General features: G+C 60.6%; 16 protein-coding genes. 9 read left to right on the top strand and 7 right to left on the bottom strand.

Features of this window, described 5'->3' with window-relative positions; genetic code table 11:
- Nucleotides 1–176 precede the first annotated feature (176 nt).
- From AB4O35_RS22480 to AB4O35_RS22470, 3 genes are all read right to left on the bottom strand, one after another.
- Entirely contained in the window at nucleotides 177–413 is a 237-nt protein-coding gene (locus AB4O35_RS22480) for a DUF2789 domain-containing protein (RefSeq protein ID WP_049708713.1), read from the bottom strand.
- Between the two features lie 68 nt (nucleotides 414–481).
- Complete coding sequence (locus AB4O35_RS22475) at nucleotides 482–712, bottom strand: hypothetical protein (RefSeq protein WP_065876103.1); 231 nt, start codon at nucleotides 710–712, stop codon at nucleotides 482–484.
- A 106-nt stretch (nucleotides 713–818) separates the two neighbouring features.
- On the bottom strand, nucleotides 819–1,100 hold the full coding sequence (locus tag AB4O35_RS22470; RefSeq protein WP_065876104.1) for a hypothetical protein: 282 nt from the start codon (nucleotides 1,098–1,100) through the stop codon (nucleotides 819–821).
- A 416-nt stretch (nucleotides 1,101–1,516) separates the two neighbouring features.
- Between AB4O35_RS22470 and AB4O35_RS22465 the strand changes: the two genes are divergently transcribed.
- Entirely contained in the window at nucleotides 1,517–1,966 is a 450-nt protein-coding gene (locus AB4O35_RS22465) for a hypothetical protein (protein ID WP_050554011.1), read from the top strand.
- 135 nt (nucleotides 1,967–2,101) lie between these two features.
- Entirely contained in the window at nucleotides 2,102–3,118 is a 1,017-nt protein-coding gene (locus AB4O35_RS22460) for an ABC transporter substrate-binding protein (protein WP_065946372.1), read from the top strand.
- A gap of 138 nt (nucleotides 3,119–3,256) precedes the next feature.
- Here the strand turns inward: AB4O35_RS22460 and AB4O35_RS22455 are convergent, their stop codons facing one another.
- Both AB4O35_RS22455 and AB4O35_RS22450 read right to left on the bottom strand, forming a co-directional pair.
- Complete coding sequence (locus AB4O35_RS22455) at nucleotides 3,257–5,383, bottom strand: TonB-dependent receptor (RefSeq protein ID WP_065946371.1); 2,127 nt, start codon at nucleotides 5,381–5,383, stop codon at nucleotides 3,257–3,259.
- A gap of 95 nt (nucleotides 5,384–5,478) precedes the next feature.
- Nucleotides 5,479–5,868, bottom strand: coding sequence for a DUF2946 domain-containing protein (locus AB4O35_RS22450; RefSeq protein WP_065876107.1), 390 nt, complete (start codon nucleotides 5,866–5,868; stop codon nucleotides 5,479–5,481).
- A gap of 93 nt (nucleotides 5,869–5,961) precedes the next feature.
- Here AB4O35_RS22450 and AB4O35_RS22445 point away from each other — a divergent pair, with 93 nt between their 5' ends.
- Nucleotides 5,962–6,399, top strand: coding sequence for a DUF3995 domain-containing protein (locus AB4O35_RS22445; protein WP_065881684.1), 438 nt, complete (start codon nucleotides 5,962–5,964; stop codon nucleotides 6,397–6,399).
- Between the two features lie 6 nt (nucleotides 6,400–6,405).
- Here the strand turns inward: AB4O35_RS22445 and AB4O35_RS22440 are convergent, their stop codons facing one another.
- The gene (locus AB4O35_RS22440) at nucleotides 6,406–6,789 is read right to left on the bottom strand and encodes a hypothetical protein (protein WP_065881683.1); all 384 of its coding nucleotides are present in this window, start codon (nucleotides 6,787–6,789) and stop codon (nucleotides 6,406–6,408) included.
- Nucleotide 6,790: 1 nt separating this feature from the next.
- Nucleotides 6,791–11,500, bottom strand: a complete 4,710-nt coding sequence (locus tag AB4O35_RS22435; protein WP_460149296.1) for an RHS repeat-associated core domain-containing protein — start codon at nucleotides 11,498–11,500, stop codon at nucleotides 6,791–6,793.
- A 202-nt stretch (nucleotides 11,501–11,702) separates the two neighbouring features.
- Here AB4O35_RS22435 and lexA point away from each other — a divergent pair, with 202 nt between their 5' ends.
- From lexA to uvrA, 6 genes are all read left to right on the top strand, one after another.
- The gene (lexA, locus tag AB4O35_RS22430; protein ID WP_065874700.1) at nucleotides 11,703–12,320 is read left to right on the top strand and encodes a transcriptional repressor LexA; all 618 of its coding nucleotides are present in this window, start codon (nucleotides 11,703–11,705) and stop codon (nucleotides 12,318–12,320) included.
- Nucleotides 12,320–12,934 carry a translesion DNA synthesis-associated protein ImuA gene (gene imuA, locus AB4O35_RS22425; protein ID WP_065880669.1) on the top strand — a complete coding sequence of 205 codons (615 nt, stop codon included), beginning with the start codon at nucleotides 12,320–12,322 and terminating at the stop codon, nucleotides 12,932–12,934. The genes lexA and imuA overlap by 1 nt, the downstream gene beginning before the upstream one ends.
- 7 nt (nucleotides 12,935–12,941) lie before the next feature.
- Nucleotides 12,942–14,354 carry a Y-family DNA polymerase gene (locus AB4O35_RS22420; RefSeq protein WP_065911047.1) on the top strand — a complete coding sequence of 471 codons (1,413 nt, stop codon included), beginning with the start codon at nucleotides 12,942–12,944 and terminating at the stop codon, nucleotides 14,352–14,354.
- A complete protein-coding gene (locus AB4O35_RS22415) occupies nucleotides 14,330–17,422 on the top strand; it encodes an error-prone DNA polymerase (protein WP_218188716.1) in 3,093 nt (1,030 codons plus the stop codon). Before AB4O35_RS22420 ends, AB4O35_RS22415 begins: the two co-directional genes overlap by 25 nt.
- A 108-nt stretch (nucleotides 17,423–17,530) precedes the next feature.
- A complete protein-coding gene (locus tag AB4O35_RS22410; protein ID WP_065911049.1) occupies nucleotides 17,531–19,243 on the top strand; it encodes an ATP-binding protein in 1,713 nt (570 codons plus the stop codon).
- Nucleotides 19,240–21,759 (top strand): excinuclease ABC subunit UvrA, encoded by a 2,520-nt coding sequence (gene uvrA / locus AB4O35_RS22405; RefSeq protein WP_065874695.1) that lies wholly within the window; start codon nucleotides 19,240–19,242, stop codon nucleotides 21,757–21,759. The genes AB4O35_RS22410 and uvrA overlap by 4 nt, the downstream gene beginning before the upstream one ends.
- The last annotated feature ends 192 nt before the right edge of the window (nucleotides 21,760–21,951 follow it).

The raw sequence follows: 21,951 nt of genomic DNA, 5'->3' as shown, positions 1-21,951 counted from the left end.
TGTAGTGAGCGGGCTTGCCCCGCGCTGGGTGGCGAAGCCGCCCCAATAAAGACATCGCCGAGTTCCAGATAGAACTAGGTCGCTTGGTTTGGGGCGGCTTCGCCACCCAGCGCGGGGCAAGCCCGCTCACTACAGGGAGATTTTTCAGCCTTTGAACGTTGTGTAGATATCTACCGTCAGTGCGGTTGATGCAGGCGTTGGTTCAGTTCGTCCACCGCGATCGCCCATTCGGCGTCTTCGCGCAGCTCTTCCTTGAGAAAACTTGCCTGTTGTGCGGACCAGAAAGGCGCATCGATCAACTTCACGTCGTCAGGCAAAGGGTGCGCGGCGATAAAGGCGTCGATAGCGTCCGGGGTTGAATCCAGGCCCAATTGGTCAAATAGGGTTTCAAGGGTAGGGATTGGCGCGTCCATATCGTTCTCCATGCAGGGTGGTCGTTATGCATGGGAGGGTTGTGACGCAGTAGAGTTCTATCGGATTGTCAGGAATTCAGGGCGCCGGAATCTACGGCGGTTTTTAACGCTTTGGCGGCGTCCTTTGCTGCGATGGCGGCGGCGTCGACGGTTTTGAACCAGCGGTCTTTTTCAACCTGGTGGGTGGTGACAGTGGTCAGCGGTGGCTTGGCCCGCATGATGATCACGGCTTGGAACTCACCGTCTACTTCCCTTGCGTCGCCATGGATAAAAAATTCGCCGATATCAAATTCCGTCACGTAGAGCCTTCCCTTGGAGATAACTGCACTGGAGAAACCTGGCCCGGGTGGACACAAACTTCAGTGGACGGGCCAGTATGGCAGTTGTTGCGGGTCGGCGGCGCAGTTAAGTTAGCGGGCTGACGAAACGATTGCTCCGTGGGGCCGCTTGTAACATGGCTTCAAGTTTCTTGGCCAGTTCGCAGGCCTTGACATGGTCGCTGCGAAAGCCTTTGATTCGACCGCTGAGCACTTCGCGGATATGGAAAAAGTTTCGGCCGGCAGGTACGACTTGGTAAAGAATCGAATCCGAGTACCCTTCAAAGCCGTTCAAGCGGTAGTATTGAGCTTCGTCCTGACAGGATGGACGGGTGTGCGAAGACATCGCGTTGTAGGCTGATCGTTGCATGGCCTGCTCCTTTCGATCGATCCGGATGACTTGATTGCAGTGTTGTAGGTGGTTTTGATCGGTGTTGCTGTTTTAGTATTGTCGTCGGCGGCCAGCGCCCGGTTCCATGGCAGTGTGTTTATTTGTGTTTGTGTGTCGGAAAACTGCATTTTTAATTGGGTTATTCTCTGAAGTTGGTCGGGCCGTATTCTCGGGCCGTTGAACCTGTGATCTCCTGTGGTGCCTGATGACCTTGCACAAGGTCCATCACGTACGTCTGTACTAGTCTTGTGACGCGACAGTGGGATCTTCTTCAGTTTTTTTCAAAGATGAGTGATGTGATCGTGCCGTGATGGCCGTTTTTTTGTGCTGCCCGCTCTGGCGGACAGCGCTCTTTTCGATGTGGGGGCGTTTCCTTGGCAGTCAGTAATCTGGATATGCACGCGTTGTTCGTGCTGGGTGATTTGCGCGCAAAGTTGGTCAAGCAGTTTCAATCCCGTTTCGTTTACATCACCGAGCAGACGCCGGAAGGTATCTACATCGCCGAAATCGACACCGAGGCGGCGATGGTGGTGGACGACAAACCTCGCCTGGAACTCAAAGTCGGCGATCACTTCCGCGCGGCGGTATTGCCCAGTCGTGAGGGTGGCAAGTTCGAATTGAAGTTCCGCGACATCAAGTTGACCGTCTATGGCTTGGGCGACTACGCCTTCGTGTCCTCGGCCGAAGGCCAGGGCATCGTGTTCAAGGAAGGCCACAGCGTGATGCTGGTGTTTGCCGCCAATGAGCAACTGCAGGAAGGCCTGACCAAAACCCTCAAGGCCGTGACCGGCAAGGCTGCCAAGTGGCGCAAGGGCGAGCTGGTCACGTTCAAGGCCAGCGAATAATCAGCAAAAAAACGCGAACACCCGTTATCTCCCGGAACCTCTACTACAGTTGAGTTGACTTAATTGTTCAGAGGCTTCGCGCATACGCAGCAAAGCCTTCCGCTATTGGTTGCGATATCGCGAGGTGCCTGAGGCATGAAAGGATTGAGAACGCTGTTGGCGGCGTCCCTGGCGACCCTAGGGCTGTCAATGGCCGCATTGCCGGTGCGCGCCGCTGAGGCGCCGATACATTTTGCCGACCTGAACTGGGAAAGCGGCAGCCTGATCACCGAAGTGCTGCGGGTCATTGTCGAGAAGGGTTACGACTTGCCCACCGACACCTTGCCCGGCACTACCATCACCCTGGAAACCGCCCTGGCCAAGAACGACATCCAGGTGATCGGCGAAGAATGGGCCGGCCGCAGCCCGGTGTGGGTCAAGGCGGAGGCCGAAGGCAAGGTGGTGGGTCTTGGGGACACGGTCAAAGGCGCAACCGAAGGCTGGTGGGTGCCGGAATACGTGGTCAAGGGTGATCCCGCCAAAGGCATCAAGCCACTGGCGCCGGACCTCAAGAGCGTAAAGGACCTGGCGCGCTACAAGGATGTGTTCAAGGACCCGGAATCCCCAGGCAAGGGCCGCTTTCTCAACAGCCCTATCGGCTGGACCTCGGAAGTGGTCAACAAACAGAAGCTCAAGGCCTACGGCCTGGATGACAGCTACGTGAACTTCCGCAGCGGCTCAGGCGCGGCACTGGATGCCGAGATTGCCTCGTCGATCCGCCGGGGCAAGCCGGTGCTGTTCTACTACTGGTCGCCGACGCCGTTGATGGGGCGCTACAAGTTGATCCAACTGGAGGAACCGCCGTTCGATGCCGAGGCCTGGAAGACCCTGACGGATGCGGATAATCCTGATCCGAAGCCCACGCGCTCGTTGGCGTCCAAGTTGAGTATCGGGGTATCTACGCCGTTCCAGAAGGCCCATCCGCAGATTGCGCAGTTCTTTGAGAAAGTTGAGTTTCCGATCGAGCCGCTGAATAAGGCATTGGCGACCATGAGTGAAAATCACACAGCGCCACGGGATGTGGCCCAGGCGTTTCTCAAGGAACATCCGCAAGTGTGGAAGGCTTGGTTGACCGAGGATGTGGCGGAGAAGGTTGAGGCGAGCCTGAAATAAACACCGGTCTCACTGCCAAGTGAGCTCAAAATGTGGGAGCTGGCTTGCCTGCGATAGCGCTGTATCAGTCAAGGATTCATCAACTGACACACCGCTATCGCAGGCAAGCCAGCTCCCACATTGGTGTGTATTCCAAAGTCAGAACCGGGTCTGTACTGCCAGCTCGAAGGTTCTCGGTGCCCCCAGATAATATGCCGGCGACACATGGGCAAACTCGGCATACACCTCGTTCGTCAAGTTGCGCACCCGGCCCGTCACCGAGGTATGCGAGTCCACCTTATAACGCAGGAACGTCCCGAACAGCGTATAGGCCGGCACCGTTTGCGTATTGGCATTATCCGCATACACCTCAGCCACATACCGCGCATCCACACCACCTTGCCAATCCTCGGCAAAATCATAAGTCAGCCACAGATTACCCACGCGCGTGGGTACGTTGGTCGGCGTGTTGCCCTTGCGCGAGACCACCGCGCCACTGGCAATTTTCTCATTGAAATCCTTGTACTCGGCGTTGACCCAGGCGAAGTTGCCCTCCGCCAGCAGACTTGGCGTGATGCGCAATGAGCTGGCCAGCTCGATGCCTCTGGATGACTGCGCGCCGACCGGGATGCTGCTGGTGGGATCCTGCGGATCGGTCACGGCAAAATCCTTGCGCTCGATCTTGTAGGCGGCCACGGTGGCCGAGCCACGGCCGTCCAGGTAGTCGAACTTGCTGCCCACTTCCCACTGTTTACCCGTCGAGACGTCAAACACTTGTGTGGTGGTGCTTGGCTGCTCGGCGGCGGTGCTGTATTGCACGTACACATTGGCTGATGGGATGAATTGATAGGTCAGGCCTACGCGGCCGGTCAGCGGTTCCCAGCTGCGTTTGAAGTGCCGAGGGTTGGTGGCCGTGACCACTCGGTGGTTGGTGACATCCAGGTCGATGGCGTCGTAACGCAGGCCGGTCAACAGCGACAATTTGTCGGTGAGGCCCAGGCGATTCTCCACGAACAGCGCCTTGGTGGTGACTTCGTTGGTCTTGTCGTTGCCGAAGTTCTCCCGGGTTCGCGGAATATCGTAGAAGTGCCCAGGGTTGAAGGTATTCGGATCCACCGCACTGTTACCCGGCACATTCCACGGCGTGCTAGTGGTGCTGTTGACCTTGTACTCGAAGCCGCCGGACCAGGTGGTCGACAGTCCGTAGAGGCTGTCATCGTGGCGCAGCTCGAACTGGTTGCCGTTCTGTTCGCCCTGATGGCGTACCTGGTAAGCCGTCGAGCGGTTCACCGCGCTGTTGTCGGCGCTGTACTGGTAGGTTTCCAGGTTGCGGTAATCACGTTGGCTGTCCAAGTGGTACAGGGTGTTTTTCAGGGTGGTGCTGTCGTTGATGCGGTAGTCGATGATCGAGCGCGCCCAGATCGTGCGCTGCTCGTAGCGGCCGTCGGCGACGTTGTAGTTGTTGAACCGGTTGTGCTTGTCGATCTTCAGCTCGCCGGCCTTGGGATTGAGCACCGGCGTGCCCCAGTAGGGGCTGTCTTCATGCTCATCCTGGTATTCCAGTGCCAGGGTATGAGACAGGTTGGGCGTGAGGTCGCTGAGCAGGGAAAACGCCAGGCTCCAGGCCTCGCGCTGGTCGCGGTCGATGTAGCTGTGATTGGTGTTGCGGCTCACATCCAGGCGCGCGTAGTGCTGCACGTCGGCACCGGGCTCGGTCAGGGCGTGATTGACGCCGAACGCCATACCGGCGGTGTCATAGCTGCCATAGGTGAGCTGGCCCTCTGCCGCCTGTTCCTCACGGGTGGCCAGCTTGGTCACGTAATTGAGCGAACCGCCCACGGAGCCTGCGCCGTTGATCAGGGAGGAGGGGCCGCCGACCAGTTCCACCCGATCATAGATCCAGGCATCCACAGGCCGGGCCAGGCCTGTGGCGACGTTGATCCCGTTGAACATCTGGGTGATCTGGCTGCTGGTAAAACCCCGATAGGAGACAAACCCGCCAAAGCCCGGCGGGGCGCTGGCGTTGACGCCGGGCAGGGTGTTGGCCGCATCGCGGAAAGTCTTGGCGCCGTGGCGCTCGATGTCACTGCGCTTAGCGATGGCCACCGACGCAGGGGTTTCCCGTACGCTCAATCCCAACCGCGACGCCACGCCGCTGGGTTGGTCCAGGGCCAGGCCGGGCTCGGCGGTTTGTTCGCCATCAATGGTCGTCGGGGCCAACTCAAGGGCCCAGGCGCAGACAGGCAGGCAGCCGAACAGGCCCGCCAACAGGGGTAGATGTTTCATGGTTGAATCCTGAAAAACTTGGCTTGAAAACAACGCACAGCCGCCCGTATTTCCTTGCGGAAACGGCGGTCAGTGCAGATCAGAAAGCGAAGGGATCAGGCGAAAGCAGGCGGCGCGCGCGGATGAGCCGTGGGCCAGGTGAAGTGGGTAGGGATGTCAGCAGCCAGGACAATAGCTGGCGGTGGCGCATGGGGCTGGGGCAACACCGCTACATTCAGGCTGGAACTCAGCGCCGGGCCCATACCGCCAGTGGAGCACAGCGGGCAGCCAAACGCCTTTGACAGTGTGGGCAGGTTTTCTTCGGTGGAGTTGGACGGCTTGGGCGCCTGGGTGCGCGGGTCCACTGTACAGAACTGACCGCCGATGCCATTGAGCTGCATCCCGACCATCTGCCCATGACCGATACTGCAGGCGAACACATTGAACAGGACGCAGCAATAGAGCATCCAGGCAATGAGCGAGCGGTCGGCACGGGCAAGTTTCATGGGGCGGCACTTTACCATCAGCCGCCGACGAAATGCCTGCAGAAAATCTCAGGGGGGCTATCCTGATGCGGACCTTTTCAGGGAGAGCCAGTCATGAGCTTTGTAGTCGCACGATGGATTGTCGGCGTTTTTACATTCATCAGCATGGTGCATCTGTACTGGGCTGCCGGCGGCAAACTCGGCTTCTTAGCCGCCATCCCCCAACTGCCCGGAGAATTCGCCAGCGGACCCAAGCCAGCGTTCAAGCCCTCGGCGCTCGCCACGTTTCTGGTCGCATTGGGATTGGTGGGGATTGCGCTGATGGTGTGCCTGCGGGCGGGGTTGTACTTTTCGGCGGTGTCCCATGGGGCGTTGCAGTGGGGGATCAGTGCGATTGCGTTGGTGATGTTTGCCAGGGCGATTGGGGATTCGGAATTGGTGGGGTTTTTCAAGAAAGTCGGCGGGTCAAGGTTTGCGAGGTTGGATACGTATTTTTATTCGCCGTTGTGTTTGGTGTTGGGGGTGGGGTTGTTGGTGGTGGCGTGGGGGTGAGGGGGGTTAAATATTTGTTGGGTATAGGACGATTCTGGTTGCCCGCACGTCAACGTAACCAGATTTTTGAGTGATTGGTCGGTCGAGTTCAACAAGAACTATAGAGTCGCCAAGTTGTAATGCAGCACATTCTTCGTCCGCGACTTGAGTCAATTCGGCTGTTATTTGAGTGATACCCTTTATCTCGATGATCTGCGGGGTCGTATCGGAGGACGGAGTAATGCTTCGCCCCCAAGAAAAGATTTCATCCAGATCGAACTCTACGTCGTGTTCATCGCCGATTTTGGGAGTGATCCCGGCCCATAGAGCGGCGCCACTACCGATAGATGATTGGAACCTGACGAGTAAAGTGTCCGTAGTAGAAAGTATTTCGGTAATTCGTATCTTCATTTCACTTCTTCGGTAGTGGGACTCTAACAACAGTGTTGTCCACATTCATGGTGTTGGTTTTAAGCTCAAGAGTCCATGTCTCCTCATGGTAGTGATGTTTGCTTGGTTTGCTGTTCATTTCGTGCGCGCCATAGCGAATACTTCTTTTTGCGTCACTAGAAACTATCCTGTCGCGATCAGGTTTTCCAGTTCGCGGGTTGGTGTTCGTGTGGGGACGTGGCCCTAGAAATTCATCCCACTTTCGGGTGGTTTCTTCCGGTTTAACTGGTTTGTTGGCATAGGTTTCTTTGTGATATCCCATTTCAGGCGGGATATTTGAGGTGGTGGGGGGGAGTGGCTCCCCATAATTAGCTTTTGCCTCCGTTTCTGGTTCTTCAGCTTCGGTCGTCGGTTTGCACTTTTTGCCACCTGGACAAGAGTTCAAGCCTAGCGGATCTACCCAACCTGTCGGGTTGGGTACGTACTGGTATGCATTGATCCCACCCGCCAGCTTCACCGGGTCAGGTGTCAGGTAGCGACCAAGATCCGGATTGTAGTAGCGATGGCGGTTGTAGTGCAGCCCGCTTTCCGAGTCGAAGTATTGGCCTTGGAAGCGCAGCGGGTTGTCGACTTTTCCTATGTCGAGGCGGGTGATTTCGCCGTAGGCGCGGTAGTGCGCGGACCAGACGATTTTGCCTCCCGGGGCGGTGAGTTCCTGTGGGGTGCCGAGGTGGTCTAGTTGGTAGTGGTAGGGCTTGGTTTCTTTTGGACCGAAGCCTTCTAGTAGGGTCAGCGGACGAAAGCTGTCCGGTTCATAGAGGTAGCTGCGGTGCCGATCCGCGTGGTGTTCGGCGATGAGTTTGTCGCCTTGCCAGAAGAATTCGGTAGTTTTGCCGTCAACGGTTTTGCTGATGCGGCGGCCAAACGGGTCGTAGCGGTAGCTGGCAGTTTGGCCGTTGGGTTGGGTGAGGCCGATGAGGCGGTGCTGGCAGTCGTAGCGGTATTCGGTGACGAGTTGATGGCCCTTTCCGCGACGTTCACGGATCAAATTGCCGAAGGCGTCGTAGTCGTAGTGGCGGTCGCCTTGGATCATCAGGCGGTTGCCGGCGACGATGTCCGGGCCGGGGCGGTCTTGCATGAGCAGGTTGCCGGCCGGGTCGTGGCCGAAGCGTTCCTGCTCGCCTTGGGAGTGATCGGCTCGGGTCAGGCGGGCGAGGGGATCGTAGTGGTAGTGGTGTTCGCCTTTGCGGGTGTCGAGGAGGCGGGTGAGGTTGCCGGATTTGTCGTAGTCGTATTGGCGTTGGTAAAGGTAGTGTTCCTGTTGGGTGACGGCGTGGGCGTGCAGGCGTTGCTGATCGTCATAGTGGTAGTGGCTGATCAGTTGGCCTTGTTGGCGTTGCTGTTCCTGGTCGGCTTTGAACAGGTGCGAGGTGAGGGTTTCACCGTTCAAGTCGACAGTGGCTAGATGGCCGCCTTTATCGTGGTTGAAGGTGAGACGGTTGTTATCCGGCAGGCGCAGGTTTTTCAGCTGACCGCAGGCGTCGTAGCCATAGCGCAACGTGCCCCAGCCTTGGTGTTCAGCGGTAAGGCGGTTTTGTGGGTCGTATTCGTAGGCCAGCGCCCAGTGGCCGTCGTCGACGCTTAGAAGGTTGCCTTGGCGGTCGTAGGCGTAATCGACGATGTTGCCGTCGGGCAGGGTTTTTCTTACGAGTCGACCGGCGTGGTCGCGCTCGTAGCGGGTGACTAACTGACTGCCATCGTCGCCATGTTCGGTCTTTTCTTGCAGGTTGCCGTTGAGGTCGTAAACGTAGGCAGTGCGCTGGCCGTCAAACCCGGTTTCCTGTTGGATCAGGCCGTTGTTGTGGTATTGGAGCCGGTAAGTTTCGCCGACTTCGTTTTCGATTTCGGTCAGCAACAACCGCACGTTGTCGTAACGGTATTTGACCTGGGTTCCGTCGGCGTTGATGCGGCGGCTAATGAGGTGCAAGCCGTCGGCATATTCGTAACGAGTGACGTGCCCCAGTTCATCGCGTTCGGAGGTGATTTTTCCGTAAGCGTTATAGGTATATTTACGCGTGTCACCACTCGGCAAGACTATTTGGACTAGGCGCCCAGCGTTGTTCCATTCGAACTGTGTGAGCGCACCATATTCATCCTCACGCGCAACCTGCCGCCCCAGATCGTCATAGCGATAGCGCTTGATACCGCCATTCGGCAATTGCTCTTCAAGCAGTTGTCCGCGTTCATTCCAGACCAGCCGCTGACAACTGTGATCCGGAAACCAAACCCCAATTAGCTGCCCGTATTTGTTGTAGCTGTAGTCCGTGGAATGCCCGTCTGGATCAGTCCTACGCGTAACGTCGCCCTGGTCATTACGCTCATATTTCCAAACCGCCAGACCCCGCCTTACAACCCGTACGAACCCATTCTCATGCTCGTAGGAAGTGGGCTCATCATCCCCCGGAAACAACGCCACCAAGCGTCCGGCTTCGTCGTACTGGTAGGCCGTGATCGCGCCGAGAGGATCCTGCTCAACCGTCAGCCGGCCTTTGTCATCGTAGGACTTGAAGTGCTCAGCACCATCCGGATCCACCCGCCGCGCCAGCCGCGCCCGCTGGTCATGCACGTAGACTTCCTGGCTGCCATCGGCGTTATGAACCGTGACCTGCCCGTTGTCATCCCACACATACCGCGTGTCCATCTGCGAAAAGCTCGCCCAATGCCGGACACACCGCGCCGCCTTGCCAGACCTTTCCCACGCCCAAAAGAAACTCGCCCCACCGGCCAGTCCGCGCTCAAGAATGACGTGCTGTTCGTCGTACCGATAAACCTCACTTTCGCCTACAGCGTTAGTCGCTGAAACCAACCGACCAGCAGCGTCATAGGCGTAGGAAACAACCTTCTGCTCTGTCACCCAGACAAACGGACCCTCATCCACCGCCCGTTCAACCTGGTAATCCACGGCAACAATGCGGCCCGACGCATAGTGCAAAAACAACGAGCGCCCCACGCCGTTGTCCAGTCGTTCGATCTGCCCCAGGTAGTTACGGAAAATGCGCAATCGGTTGTCATACGCGTCGCTGATCGCTGTCAGCACACCGTCGCGGAAGTGGTAGAAACGCGACGCCTGAGCCAGCACCAACTCATCAGGCAAAGCCCCCAGGTAGATCGCCGCTTCGGCCAGGCTATTGGTGATCGCGGGCCGAGAAACAGATGGCAAGGGCAGGGTAGTCGACCGATTTTCATGATCTGTCCACACCACCGAATCACCGGAAACCGCGAGCCGATGCGCCAGCGAGTGACTCCAGCCAAACCCCAACCCACAATCCACTTCCACCGCACTGGTGCGATATAACCGTGTCCACTCAAACGGCAAAATCCCATCGAGCGCACCATCGGTCAGTGTCAGCAGTTCCTCCCCGGTAACCATCGATACCGGGCAGCCATTGGTCGCGGTCTTATCCGCAGAAGCCGTCGCATCCCCCGCCGGATTTTTCGAACCAACAGGCACATCGTTCACAGGCTCCTGCCGCACCAACACCGTCCGCTGGGCCTTGTCCCGAACCATCGGCACCGGATTGGAAACCACCTGATCCCCAGCCTTCAACGGCACATCCGGAATCACCCTGATCGGCGTCGCCGGGCCCCCCAGCAGAATCGGTTTGGCCAGCGCTGCATGGTCTTCCACGCGTGCCTTCCCGAACTGCCCGGCCATATGCTCCAACCACCTGCGCGCCCGCTGAGACTTGATGCCCTCCAGCACCTTCGCACTCATGCGCACCGCCATGCCCATCCCGGCAGTGGCAAGACCCAGCAACAAATTGATCAATACTTCAGCGCTGATTTCCCCCAGCAACTCGTTCATGTACGCCGGCGGCAACAGCCGCATCCAGCTGACCATCGCCGACAGATAGATAAACAGCAGCGGCTCATCACTAAGCACCAACAAGCCCTTAGCGATGCTTTCGGTGCCGAGTTTCAGCAGCTGTTCAAATTGGTCCTGAGACAGGTAATGCAGGAGTTTTTCGGCATGCCCCAGCGGGTCTGAAAGCCACTGAAACAGCTGCTTGATGGTGTCCCACAGCGAATACAACGCCTCACCAAACCCGCGGGCATAGCCTTGATGCAGTGAGAGGTAGCGCTTGAGGAAGTTGGCTTCGGAATACCCTTTCCACAGCGGCTCGAAGGTGCTGCTCCATTCAGCGCGCAGCCAACTTTCCAGCGGTGCGATAACCGACTGATAAGAGGCGTACAACGCCTTGTAATGCGCTTTGGAAACAGTGGGGTAGAAACTGACCCGGTACTGCTGGTTGCGATCACATTCTGTGATTTCGAGAATGCCGCTGGGGCCAATCGTCTTATGGATCGGCTCACCCAGCGGGCCACCGTTGGGGTCGATGCGTTGCACCATCACGGGCGTATTACCAATGGGTACGAACCGTGAGCTCTGGAACATATGCACCAGGGTCAACGTGCCGTTGGCCTGGCAAGTTGCGGTGGTGGTGCTGGGAAAAAGCGAAGGGCTGATCGGCGCGACCAGCGTCACTTCATCCCCGACCTTGAATACCTGTTCGATATCCAATGCCGAAAAGCTGAAAAAATTCTCGGCCCAGGCGTCGTAGTGGTTAAGACAGCGCTTGAAGTCGTTGATAACGGCTTCGACGTCTCGCGCCTTCGAATCCATGGTGGCCAGCACCAGGTAGCCAATGGCTTGGCTGGTCACGCCTATCATGAAACAACCCCATCAACCGGGGCCCACACAAAAAACGCCATCTGCAATCCCTCGCACTGTGTATTCAGGCGAAGGACTTTGCGGACCTTTTCAGGGGAGGGGAGTAGAGGTAATCCGACCATCACGTGGGACATTTCGACAACGCTCGTCCTTCCTCCACGCGACTGACGGCTATTGTCAGAAATTTCCCACAGGAGTACAAATGTACTCCATGACGACTCTAACCCCCCGCCGTACCGCCATCCTGACCTTTATCCGCGACCGCATCGCGCAGCAAGGCCAGCCCCCCAGCCTCGCCGAGATCGCCGAGGCGTTCGGCTTTGCCTCGCGCAGCGTGGCGCGCAAGCATGTGCTGGCGCTGACCGAAGCCGGGTTTATCGAGGTCAACCCTAACCAGGCCAGGGGCATTCGCTTGCTCAACCAGCCACCGCGTCCGGAATGGCTGGATGTGCCGGTGCTCGGTCGAGTCGCTGCCGGCTTGCCCATCGGCGCCGATGCCGAAGTACACAGCCGCCTGCAACTTGACCCGTCTACCTTCGCAAAAACGCCGGACTATCTGTTGCGGGTGCAGGGTGACTCAATGATTGAGGACGGCATCCTCGATGGTGACCTGGTGGGCGTACGGCGCAGTGCCGAGGCCTTGAATGGGCAGATTGTGGTGGCGCGCCTCGACGGCGAAGTGACCATCAAGCGTTTCGAACGCAGCGGCGACAGCGTGCGCCTGCTGCCGCGCAATCCCGCGTACCAGCCTATTGTGGTCGGGCCCGACCAGGACCTGGCCATCGAAGGCGTGTTCTGCGGTTTGGTGAGGCAAGGCTGATGGGCGCCGTGATTGCCCTGGACACGCTGTTCAATGGCGGGCGTGTCTGGAAAGGCCGACCCGCCGCGCCGCCGACGAGTGTGCATCCCACGGGGTTGGCGGCGCTGGATGCGGTGTTGCCCACGGGCGGCTGGCCGGAGGCGGCCTTGAGTGAAATCCTCATGGCCAAGGAGGGTGTGGGCGAGCTGCAACTGGTGCTGCCGACCCTGGCGCGCCTATCAAAGGCGGGGGAGCGGATTGTGTTGGTGGCGCCGCCTTATACGCCATACCCGCATGCGTGGCAGAACGCCGGGGTTGATCTGCGCCTGCTCTCAGTGATCCAGGCCGAGGAGCGCGACGCCTTATGGGCCGTGGAGCAGTGCCTGCGTTCCGGCAGTTGCGGCGCGGTGTTGTGCTGGCCGCGCAAGGCTGATGACCGGGCGCTGCGTCGTCTGCAAGTCGCGGCGGAAACCGGGCAGACCCTGGCATTTGCCTGGCGCGCCTTGGGCGAGGCGATCAACTCATCGCCCGCCGCCTTGCGCCTGGCGGTCGAGGCCAAGCCCGCGCAGGTGCGAGTGCTCAAGTGCCGGGGCGGTCTGGCTCATCCGGCGCCGATTGCGCTGGCGGGGCACTGAGGTTGCCATGCGCTGGGTGTGTATTGTTTTCCCGCAATTGGCGCTGGACGGGGTGCTGCGTGTGCACCCTGAACCGGACCAACCCCTGGCCCTGCTGGCCGGCACGCCGCAGCGACGCGTGCTGCAAACCGTCAATGACGCCGCCCGTGCCTTGGGCCTGCGGCCTGGCCAATCCCTGACGGCAGCGAATGCCCTGGCCAAGACCTTTGCCAGTGCCGAATACGACCCTGCCGAGATCGAACGCTACCAACAGTTCCTTGCCGCCTGGGCCTACCAGTTCAGCTCCCAAGTCAGCCTGCATTACCCGCGTGCCTTGCTGTTCGAGATCGAATCGAGCCTGGGGCTGTTCGGGCCGTGGCCGCGGTTCGAAGCGCGCTTGCGCAAGGAATTGACCGAACTGGGTTTTCGTCACCGGATCGTCGCTGCGCCCAACCCGGCCGCCGCGCGGGTGCTGGCGAATATCGATGATGGCCTGGCGGTTACCGATGACGTCCTGATGCAGGCCCTGGCGTCGCTGCCCATCGACCGCGCCGGGCTCGAACCACAGGCCGCCACGGCCCTGTCGCGCATGGGCCTGCGCTGCTTGGCCCAGGTGCAGGCGTTGCCCCGGCATACCTTGGCGCGACGTTTTGATGCCAGTTTGCTCAAGCACCTGGACGCACTGACCGGGCAGCGTCCGCTGGCCCTGGCGTTCTATCAGCCGCCGGACCAGTTTGATGTGCGTATCGAGCTGAATTTCGATGTGCAATCCCACCAGGCGCTGCTGTTTCCTTTAAGACGGTTGACCGGCGATCTGTCCGCGTTTCTGTGCGGTCGCGACAGTGGCGTGCAGCGTTTCGACCTGCACCTGGAACACGCCCAGGCGCCGGACACTGTGATCAAGGTCGGCCTGCTCAGCGCCGAGCGTGAACCGGCGATGCTGTTTGAATTGGCCCGTGGCCGCCTGGAGCACGTTCAAGTGACCTCGCCGGTACGCGGCTTTCGCCTGGTGGCCCAGGACCTGCCAGTGTTCGTGCCGCAGCGCCATGACCTGTTCGACGACCGCCCGCAACAGACCCTGCCGTGGGAACAATTGCGCGAGCGCCTGCGCGCGCGCTTGGGGGATGAGGCCGTGCGGGGCCTGCGCTTTCACGCCGACCATCGTCCAGAATGCGCCTGGCAAGCGGCGGCGGATAAAAACCCGTGCCAGGCCTTGAACAAGGTGCAACGGCCCGGCTGGCTGCTGCACGAACCCACACTGCTGGCCGAGCACAGCGTGCACATCCTCATGGGCCCGGAACGCATCGAATCCGGCTGGTGGGACGGCGCCGATATCCGCCGTGATTACTACCTGATCCAGACCCGCGCCGGCCAGCAAGGCTGGGCCTATCGCACCGTGGGGCAAAGCGATGGGCTGTGGCTGCAAGGCTGGTTTGCATGAGCTATGCCGAGCTGCACTGCCTGTCCAACTTCAGCTTCCAGCGCGGTGCGTCCAGTGCGCTGGAGTTGTTCGAACGGGCCAAGCGCCAAGGCTACAGCGCCCTGGCGATCACCGATGAATGCACGCTGTCGGGCATCGTGCGTGCCTGGCAGGCGGCCAAGGCGGTGGAGCTGCCGCTGATTATCGGCAGCGAGATGCGCATCGAGAACGGCCCGAAACTGGTGCTGCTGGTGGAAGACCTCAGCGGCTACCAGCACCTGTGCCGCTTGATCACCCTGGCCAGGCGACGTGCTGAAAAAGGCAGCTATCGCCTGCTGCTGGAGGACTTCGAGCAACCGTTGTCCGGCCTGCTGGCGCTGTGGGTCGCCGAAGACAGCAGCACTCAAGCCGAGATCCAATGGCTGCGCCGCACCTTTGCCGGGCGCTTGTGGCTGGCGGTGCATTTGCATTGCGGCCAGGACGATGCGCGCCACCTTGAGCAGCGCCTGGCACTGGCGGCCAGCCTGAAAATCCCGGCGGTGGCCTGCGGTGATGTGCATATGCATGCGCGCGGCCGCCGTGCCCTGCAAGACACCATGACCGCCATCCGTCATCACGTACCGGTGGCCGAAGCCGGCACGCGGCTGCACCCCAATGGCGAGCGGCACCTGCGTAGCCTGGAGGCGTTAAGCACGCTGTACCCCGCGTCGCTGCTTGATGAAACCCAGGCCATCGCCCGCCGTTGCACCTTCGACCTCAGCCAATTGCGCTATCACTACCCGCGCGAACTGGTCCCCAGCGGCCACAACGCCGAATCCTGGCTGCGCGCGGTGACTGAAGCAGGCATCGCCCAACGTTGGCCGCAGGGTGTCGACGCCAAGACCTTGCAGCAGATCAACAGCGAGCTGGAGTTGATCAGCGAGCTGGGCTACGAAAGCTACTTCCTTACGGTGTACGACATTGTGCAGTTCGCTCGCAGCCGTTCGATCCTGTGCCAGGGCCGGGGCTCGGCGGCCAACTCGGCGGTGTGTTTTGCCTTGGGCATCACCGAGATCGACCCAAGCCTGACCAGCCTGCTGTTCGAGCGCTTTCTCTCCCGGGAGCGCAATGAACCGCCGGACATCGACGTGGACTTCGAACACGAACGCCGTGAAGAAGTGCTGCAGTACGTGTTCCAGCGCTACGGCCGCACACGTGCAGCGCTGACGGCGGTGGTCAGCAGTTACCACGCGACCGGCGCGGTACGCGATGTGGCCAAGGCCTTGGGCTTGCCGCCGGATCAGATCAACGCGCTGGCCGAGTGTTGCGGGCGTTGGAGCGACGACACGCCGCCCCTGGCGCGCCTGCGTGAAGCCGGCTTTGACCCCGAAAGCCCGATCCTGCGTCGTGTGCTCACGCTCACCCAGCAACTGATCGGCTTCCCCCGGCACCTTTCCCAGCATCCTGGTGGCTTTGTGATTTCCGAATACCCGCTGGACACCTTGGTGCCGGTGGAAAACGCGGCCATGGCCGAGCGCACCATCATCCAGTGGGACAAGGACGACCTCGACGCCGTCGGCTTGCTCAAGGTGGATATTCTCGCCTTGGGCATGCTCAGCGCGATCCGCCGCTGTTTCGATTTGCTGCGTCGTCATCGCCACCGGGATTTGAGCCTGGCGTCGGTGCCCAAGGAGGACCCGGCGACCTACGCGATGATCAGCAAGGCCGATACCATCGGCGTGTTCCAGATCGAGTCGCGGGCGCAGATGTCGATGTTGCCCAGGTTGCGCCCGAAGGCGTTCTACGACTTGGTCATTGAGGTCGCCATCGTGCGGCCGGGGCCGATCCAGGGCGGCATGGTGCATCCCTATTTGCGTCGGCGTAATAATGAGGAGGAGACCACCTATCCCTCGCCGGAGCTGGAAGTGGTGCTGAAGCGCACGCTGGGCATCCCGCTGTTCCAGGAACAAGTCATGCAGATCGCCATGGTTGCCGCCGACTACAGCCCCGGCGAGGCCGACCAATTGCGCCGGTCCATGGCCGCTTGGAAACGCCATGGCGGTTTGGAACCGCACCGCGAACGCCTGCGTACCGGCATGCTCAAAAACGGTTACACCGAAGCCTTCGCCGCGCAGCTCTTCGAGCAGATCAAGGGCTTTGGCAGCTATGGCTTCCCTGAATCCCACGCCGCCAGTTTCGCCTTGCTGACCTACGCCAGTTGCTGGCTCAAGTGCCATGAACCGGCGGCGTTTGCCTGTGCGCTGATCAACAGCTGGCCCATGGGCTTCTACAGCCCGGACCAGATCCTGCAGGATGCGCGGCGCCATCGCTTGCAGATTCGCCCGGTGGATGTGCAGGCCAGCGACTGGGATTGCAGCCTGGAACCCATCGACCGTGCGCAGCCGGCGATCCGTATGGGTTTGCGCATGATCTCGGGGTTTCGCGAAGAGGATGGGCGGCGCATCGAAGCGGCGCGCCAACGTCGGGCGTTCAGCGACATCGCTGACTTGGACGAACGCGCCGGACTGGATGCGCGTGCGCAGGCATTGCTGGCGGATGCCGGTGCCTTGCGCGCCCTGGCCGGCAACCGGCACAAGGCGCGTTGGGAAGTGGCGGGCGTGCACAAGCAACTCGGGCTGTTTGCCGGCCTGCCCAGCCCCGACGAAGCCGTGGTCGAGTTGCCGACACCCACGGTGGGCGAGGACCTGCACGCTGACTACGCGACAGTCGGCACCACCCTTGGCCCGCATCCGTTGGCGTTATTGCGCGCGCAATTGCGTAAGCGGCGCTGCCGCAGTTCCCAAGAGCTGATGCTAGTCGAGCATGGGCGCAACGTCAGCGTCGCCGGGTTGGTGACGGGTCGGCAGCGCCCAGGCACTGCCAGTGGGGTGACCTTTGTCACCCTGGAAGATGAATTCGGTAACCTCAATGTAGTGGTCTGGCGTGACCTGGCTGAGCGTCAGCGCCAGGCGCTGGTGGGCTCGCGCCTGTTAAAAGTGGACGGGCGCTGGGAAGCGGTGGGTGAAGTTCGGCACCTGATCGCCGGCCGGCTTACCGACCTGACGCCGCTGTTGGAAGGGATAAATGTGCGCAGCCGGGACTTTCACTGAGGCGGGGGCTTGTGGAGGCGTAACCCCCTAAATTATAAGAGATGAACCATCCGCGTCCGACGCGCTCCAAATTTTTGCGACCGTCCTCTCTTAGCGCAGAGCCAACCGATGCAATTTTTATCCAACTCTCATGGCTGTGAAGGCTGGGCCGGTGAAATGGCCCGGCGGATCCGCGCATTTGATTGGTCGGACACCGACCTGGGGCCCATTGAACAGTGGTCCACCAGCCTGGTCTGCAACGTGCAGATGATGCTGGCATCACCCGTGCCGATGGTGATGTTGTGGGGCCGCGCGGGGTACATGATCTACAACGACAGTTATTCGGTATTTGCGGGTGGCCGCCACCCTTACCTGCTGGGCACGCCGGTAGAACTGGGCTGGCCGGAAGTGGCCGACTTCAACCGTCATGTGGTGGACACCTGCCTGGCAGGCGGGACCTTGTCGTTCAATAACAAAGACCTGGTGTTGTTGCGTAACGGCAAACCGGAAACCGTGTGGCTGGATCTCTATTACAGCCCTGTCGCCGGCGACAGTCAGCAACCCGCCGGGGTGTTGGCGATTGTGGTGGAGACCACCGAGCTGGTGAAATCCGAGCAGGTACGCCAGGAACTCACCCATAACCTCGAGCAGCGTGTGGCCGCCGAAGTGCAGGCGCGCTCTGCCGCCGAGGATAAGTTGCGCCAGTCGCAGAAACTCGAAGCCATCGGCGGCCTGACCGGTGGCGTGGCGCACGACTTCAACAACTTGCTGCAAGTGATCGCCGGCAACCTGCACTTGCTCGCCCGCCACGAGCCGGACAACGCGCAGGTGCAGCGACGTGTCGCGGCGGCCATTGCGGCGGTGGATCGTGGTGCCAAGCTGTCATCGCAATTGCTGGCGTTTGCCCGGCGCCAACCGTTGTCGCCGGCGGTGTACAACCCGCAACGGATTTACGCGGGCCTCGGCGAACTGCTGCAAAGGGCGCTGGGAGAAACCATCCATATCGATGTGCAGTTGCCCCAGGATTCGTGGTGCATCAACGTCGACCGCAACCAGCTGGAAAACGCACTGCTCAACCTGGCGATCAATGCCCGCGACGCCATGCAAGGTGAGGGGGTGATCCGCATCACCGGCGAGAACATTATCCTCAACCCCGGCGATTGCGCGGGTAAAAGCATCAAGCCCGGTGAGTACGTGCGCCTGGCTGTTACCGATATCGGCGTGGGCATGCCGCCGGCGATCCTGGCGCGGGTGTTTGAGCCATTCTTCACCACCAAGCGTAACGGCCATGGGACCGGCCTTGGCCTGAGCATGGTGTTTGGCTTTGTGCGCCAGAGCGGCGGGCATGTCGACGTGTGGAGTGAGGAAGGGCGCGGAACCGTGGTGCAGATGTATTTCCCGCGCAGCCTCGGCGAAGAGTGCGAGGACGCCTGTGACGAGCCTCTGCCGCATGTCCATGGCCATGAAACAATCCTGGTGGTCGAAGACAACGAAGACGTGCGCGAGACGGTCGTGGAACTGCTGGAGCAGGCGGGTTATACCGTGCTCACGGCCGAAGACGGTGACCGCGCAATGAACATGCTACAGACCGGTGTTAAGCCGGAGCTGATTTTCACCGACGTGGTGATGCCCGGTCGCGTCAAGAGTACCGACCTGGCTGACTGGGCTCGCGCACAAACGCCTGCCGTGGCAGTGCTGTTCACTTCCGGCCACACCCGCGACATTCTCTCCAACAATCATTTGCTGAGTCCCGAGATTCATCTGCTGAGCAAACCCTACAGCCCCGAAGCCCTGACGCAACGGGTCCGCAGCGTGCTTGCCGCCCAACAAGGTTGTCCATGACTTCACAGCGCAACATCCCCTCGATCACCGCCCACCACACAGGCTTCGTCCGCGTCCGCGGCGCCCGCGAACACAACTTGCGTAACGTCGATGTGGATATTCCACGGGATGCCTTGGTGGTGTTTACCGGCGTCTCGGGTTCGGGCAAATCGTCCCTGGCGTTTTCCACGGTGTATGCCGAGGCGCAGCGGCGTTATTTTGAGTCGGTGGCGCCGTATGCACGGCGGCTGATCGACCAGGTCGGCGTGCCGGATGTGGACAGCATTGAAGGCCTGCCGCCCGCCGTGGCCCTGCAACAGCAGCGCGGTACGCCGAGTGCGCGCTCGTCAGTGGGCAGCGTCACCACGTTGTCGAGCCTGATCCGCATGCTGTACTCCCGCGCCGGCAGTTACCCGCCGGGCCAGGCGATGCTGTACGCCGAGGACTTCTCGCCGAACCTGCCGCAAGGTGCGTGCCCGCAATGTCATGGTCTTGGGCGCGTGTACGAAGTGACCGAGGCATTAATGGTGCCCGATCCCTCGTTGACCATTCGCCAGCGCGCGGTGGCCTCCTGGCCATTGGCGTGGCAAGGGCAGAACCTGCGCGACATTCTGGTGACCCTGGGCTATGACGTGGATATCCCGTGGCGCGACCTGCCGAAAAAGCAGCGCGACTGGATCCTGTTCACCGAAGAAACCCCCACCGTCCCGGTATACGCTGGCTTCACCCCCGAACAGACCCGCGATGCGCTCAAGCGCAAGCTTGAGCCCAGCTACCAAGGGACCTTCAGCGGCGCGCGACGCTACATCCTGCACACTTTCACCCACACCCAAAGCGCGTTGATGAAAAAGCGCGTCTCGCAGTTCATGCAGGGCAGCGCTTGCCCGTTATGTGAGGGCAAACGCCTGACCAGGGCCGCGCTGTCGGTGAAGTTCGCCGGGGTGGATATCGGTGAGTTGTCGCAGTTGTCATTGGCGCAACTGGCCGAGTTGCTGCGGCCGGTGGCGGCGGGGCAGGACAAGATGAAGCTGTCGGTGGAAAAACGCCTGGCCGCGCAACGTATCGCCCAGGACTTACTCGAGCGGGTCAGTACCTTGACCGAATTGGGCTTGGGCTATTTGTCCCTGGAGCGCAGCACACCGACCTTATCGTCCGGAGAGTTGCAGCGATTGCGCCTGGCCACACAGCTGGGCTCGCAATTATTTGGCGTGATCTATGTGCTGGACGAGCCGTCGGCAGGCCTGCACCCGGCAGACGGCGAGGCGCTGTTCACCGCGCTGGATCGTTTGAAAGCGGCGGGCAACTCGTTGTTTGTGGTGGAGCACGACCTGGAAACCATGCGCCGCGCCGACTGGCTGATCGACGTGGGCCCGGCCGCCGGAGAGCACGGCGGGCAAGTGTTGTACAGCGGGCCACCGGCGGGGCTGGCGCAGGTGGAGGCGTCGCAGACGCGTGAATACCTGTTTGCTGAAAAACGCGTGTCGAATCAGGAACGCCGCGAGCCCTCCGGCTGGCTGAAGCTGGACGGCGTGACGCGTAATAATCTCAAGGCCCTTAACGTCGATTTCCCACTGGGGTGCTTCACGGCAGTCACCGGGATTTCCGGTTCGGGCAAGTCCAGCCTGGTCAGCCAGGCGCTGCTGGAGCTGGTAGGCAGCGGCCTCGGCCGGGTGGTGGAAAACGACGATGAGCCGAGCCTGGAAGACGACACGCCGCAAACCAGCGGTGGACGTATCAGCGCCGGGCTCGAGCTGATCCGCCGCCTGGTGCAGGTGGACCAGAAACCCATCGGCCGCACCCCGCGCTCCAACCTGGCGACCTACACCGGGCTGTTCGACAACGTGCGCAAACTGTTCGCCGCCACGCCGGCAGCCAGGAAGCGTCATTACGACGCCGGCCAGTTCTCCTTCAACGTCGCCAAGGGCCGTTGCCCGAACTGCGAGGGTGAAGGGTTTGTCAGCGTCGAGCTGCTATTCATGCCCAGCGTGTACGCGCCATGCCCGACCTGCCACGGCGCGCGGTATAACCCCGAGACGTTGGCTATCAAATGGCAGGGCTTGAGCATCGCCCAGGTCCTGGGGCTGACGGTGGAGCAGGCGGTCGACGTGTTTGCCGAACAACCCAGTGTGTTGCGTTCATTGCAGGTGCTGCGGGATATCGGCCTGGGTTACCTGCGCCTGGGGCAACCGGCGACCGAGCTGTCGGGCGGCGAAGCGCAACGCATCAAACTGGCGACCGAGTTGCAACGCAATGCGCGGGGCGCCACGTTATACGTGCTGGATGAGCCCACGACGGGGCTGCATCCACGGGATGTGGACCGCTTGCTGATCCAGCTCAATCAGCTGGTAGATTCGGGGCATACGGTGGTTGTGGTGGAGCATGAGATGCGCGTGGTCGCGCAGAGTGATTGGGTGATTGATATCGGGCCGGGGGCCGGGGATTTGGGCGGGAAAGTGGTTGCTTGCGGCACGCCGCAGAAGGTCGCCAAAAGCAAGACCAGCCGCACCGCGCCATTCCTGGCTCGAGAGTTGATCTAACAAACACAGCGGATCAAATGTGGGAGCTGGCTTGCCTGCGATAGCGGTCCATCAGTCAAAGTTGCATTGCCTGACAATCCGCCATCGCAGCATAGGTATCTACACATCTTCAAAGTGAAATTGCGTAGCAGCTGTCGAGCCCTGGCGAGGCTGCGTCAGCGGTGTGTCAGACAGGCCGCAAACGCAGCCTCG

This window comes from Pseudomonas sp. H1_A03, assembly GCF_054685145.1.
Note: the sequence above shows the minus strand (reverse complement) of the source record. Positions and strands in the feature narration are given on the sequence as shown.

What these genes read in the sequence shown, in the direction of transcription:
- AB4O35_RS22480 (WP_049708713.1), bottom strand. Translation starts at nt 413, where the DNA reads ATGGACGCGCCAATCCCTACCCTTGAAACCCTATTTGACCAATTGGGC.
- AB4O35_RS22470 (WP_065876104.1), bottom strand. Translation starts at nt 1,100, where the DNA reads ATGCAACGATCAGCCTACAACGCGATGTCTTCGCACACCCGTCCATCC.
- AB4O35_RS22465 (WP_050554011.1), top strand. Translation starts at nt 1,517, where the DNA reads ATGCACGCGTTGTTCGTGCTGGGTGATTTGCGCGCAAAGTTGGTCAAG.
- AB4O35_RS22460 (WP_065946372.1), top strand. Translation starts at nt 2,102, where the DNA reads ATGAAAGGATTGAGAACGCTGTTGGCGGCGTCCCTGGCGACCCTAGGG.
- AB4O35_RS22455 (WP_065946371.1), bottom strand. Translation starts at nt 5,383, where the DNA reads ATGAAACATCTACCCCTGTTGGCGGGCCTGTTCGGCTGCCTGCCTGTC.
- AB4O35_RS22450 (WP_065876107.1), bottom strand. Translation starts at nt 5,868, where the DNA reads ATGAAACTTGCCCGTGCCGACCGCTCGCTCATTGCCTGGATGCTCTAT.
- AB4O35_RS22445 (WP_065881684.1), top strand. Translation starts at nt 5,962, where the DNA reads ATGAGCTTTGTAGTCGCACGATGGATTGTCGGCGTTTTTACATTCATC.
- AB4O35_RS22440 (WP_065881683.1), bottom strand. Translation starts at nt 6,789, where the DNA reads ATGAAGATACGAATTACCGAAATACTTTCTACTACGGACACTTTACTC.
- AB4O35_RS22435 (WP_460149296.1), bottom strand. Translation starts at nt 11,500, where the DNA reads ATGATAGGCGTGACCAGCCAAGCCATTGGCTACCTGGTGCTGGCCACC.
- lexA (WP_065874700.1), top strand. Translation starts at nt 11,703, where the DNA reads ATGTACTCCATGACGACTCTAACCCCCCGCCGTACCGCCATCCTGACC.
- imuA (WP_065880669.1), top strand. Translation starts at nt 12,320, where the DNA reads ATGGGCGCCGTGATTGCCCTGGACACGCTGTTCAATGGCGGGCGTGTC.
- AB4O35_RS22420 (WP_065911047.1), top strand. Translation starts at nt 12,942, where the DNA reads ATGCGCTGGGTGTGTATTGTTTTCCCGCAATTGGCGCTGGACGGGGTG.
- AB4O35_RS22410 (WP_065911049.1), top strand. Translation starts at nt 17,531, where the DNA reads ATGCAATTTTTATCCAACTCTCATGGCTGTGAAGGCTGGGCCGGTGAA.
- uvrA (WP_065874695.1), top strand. Translation starts at nt 19,240, where the DNA reads ATGACTTCACAGCGCAACATCCCCTCGATCACCGCCCACCACACAGGC.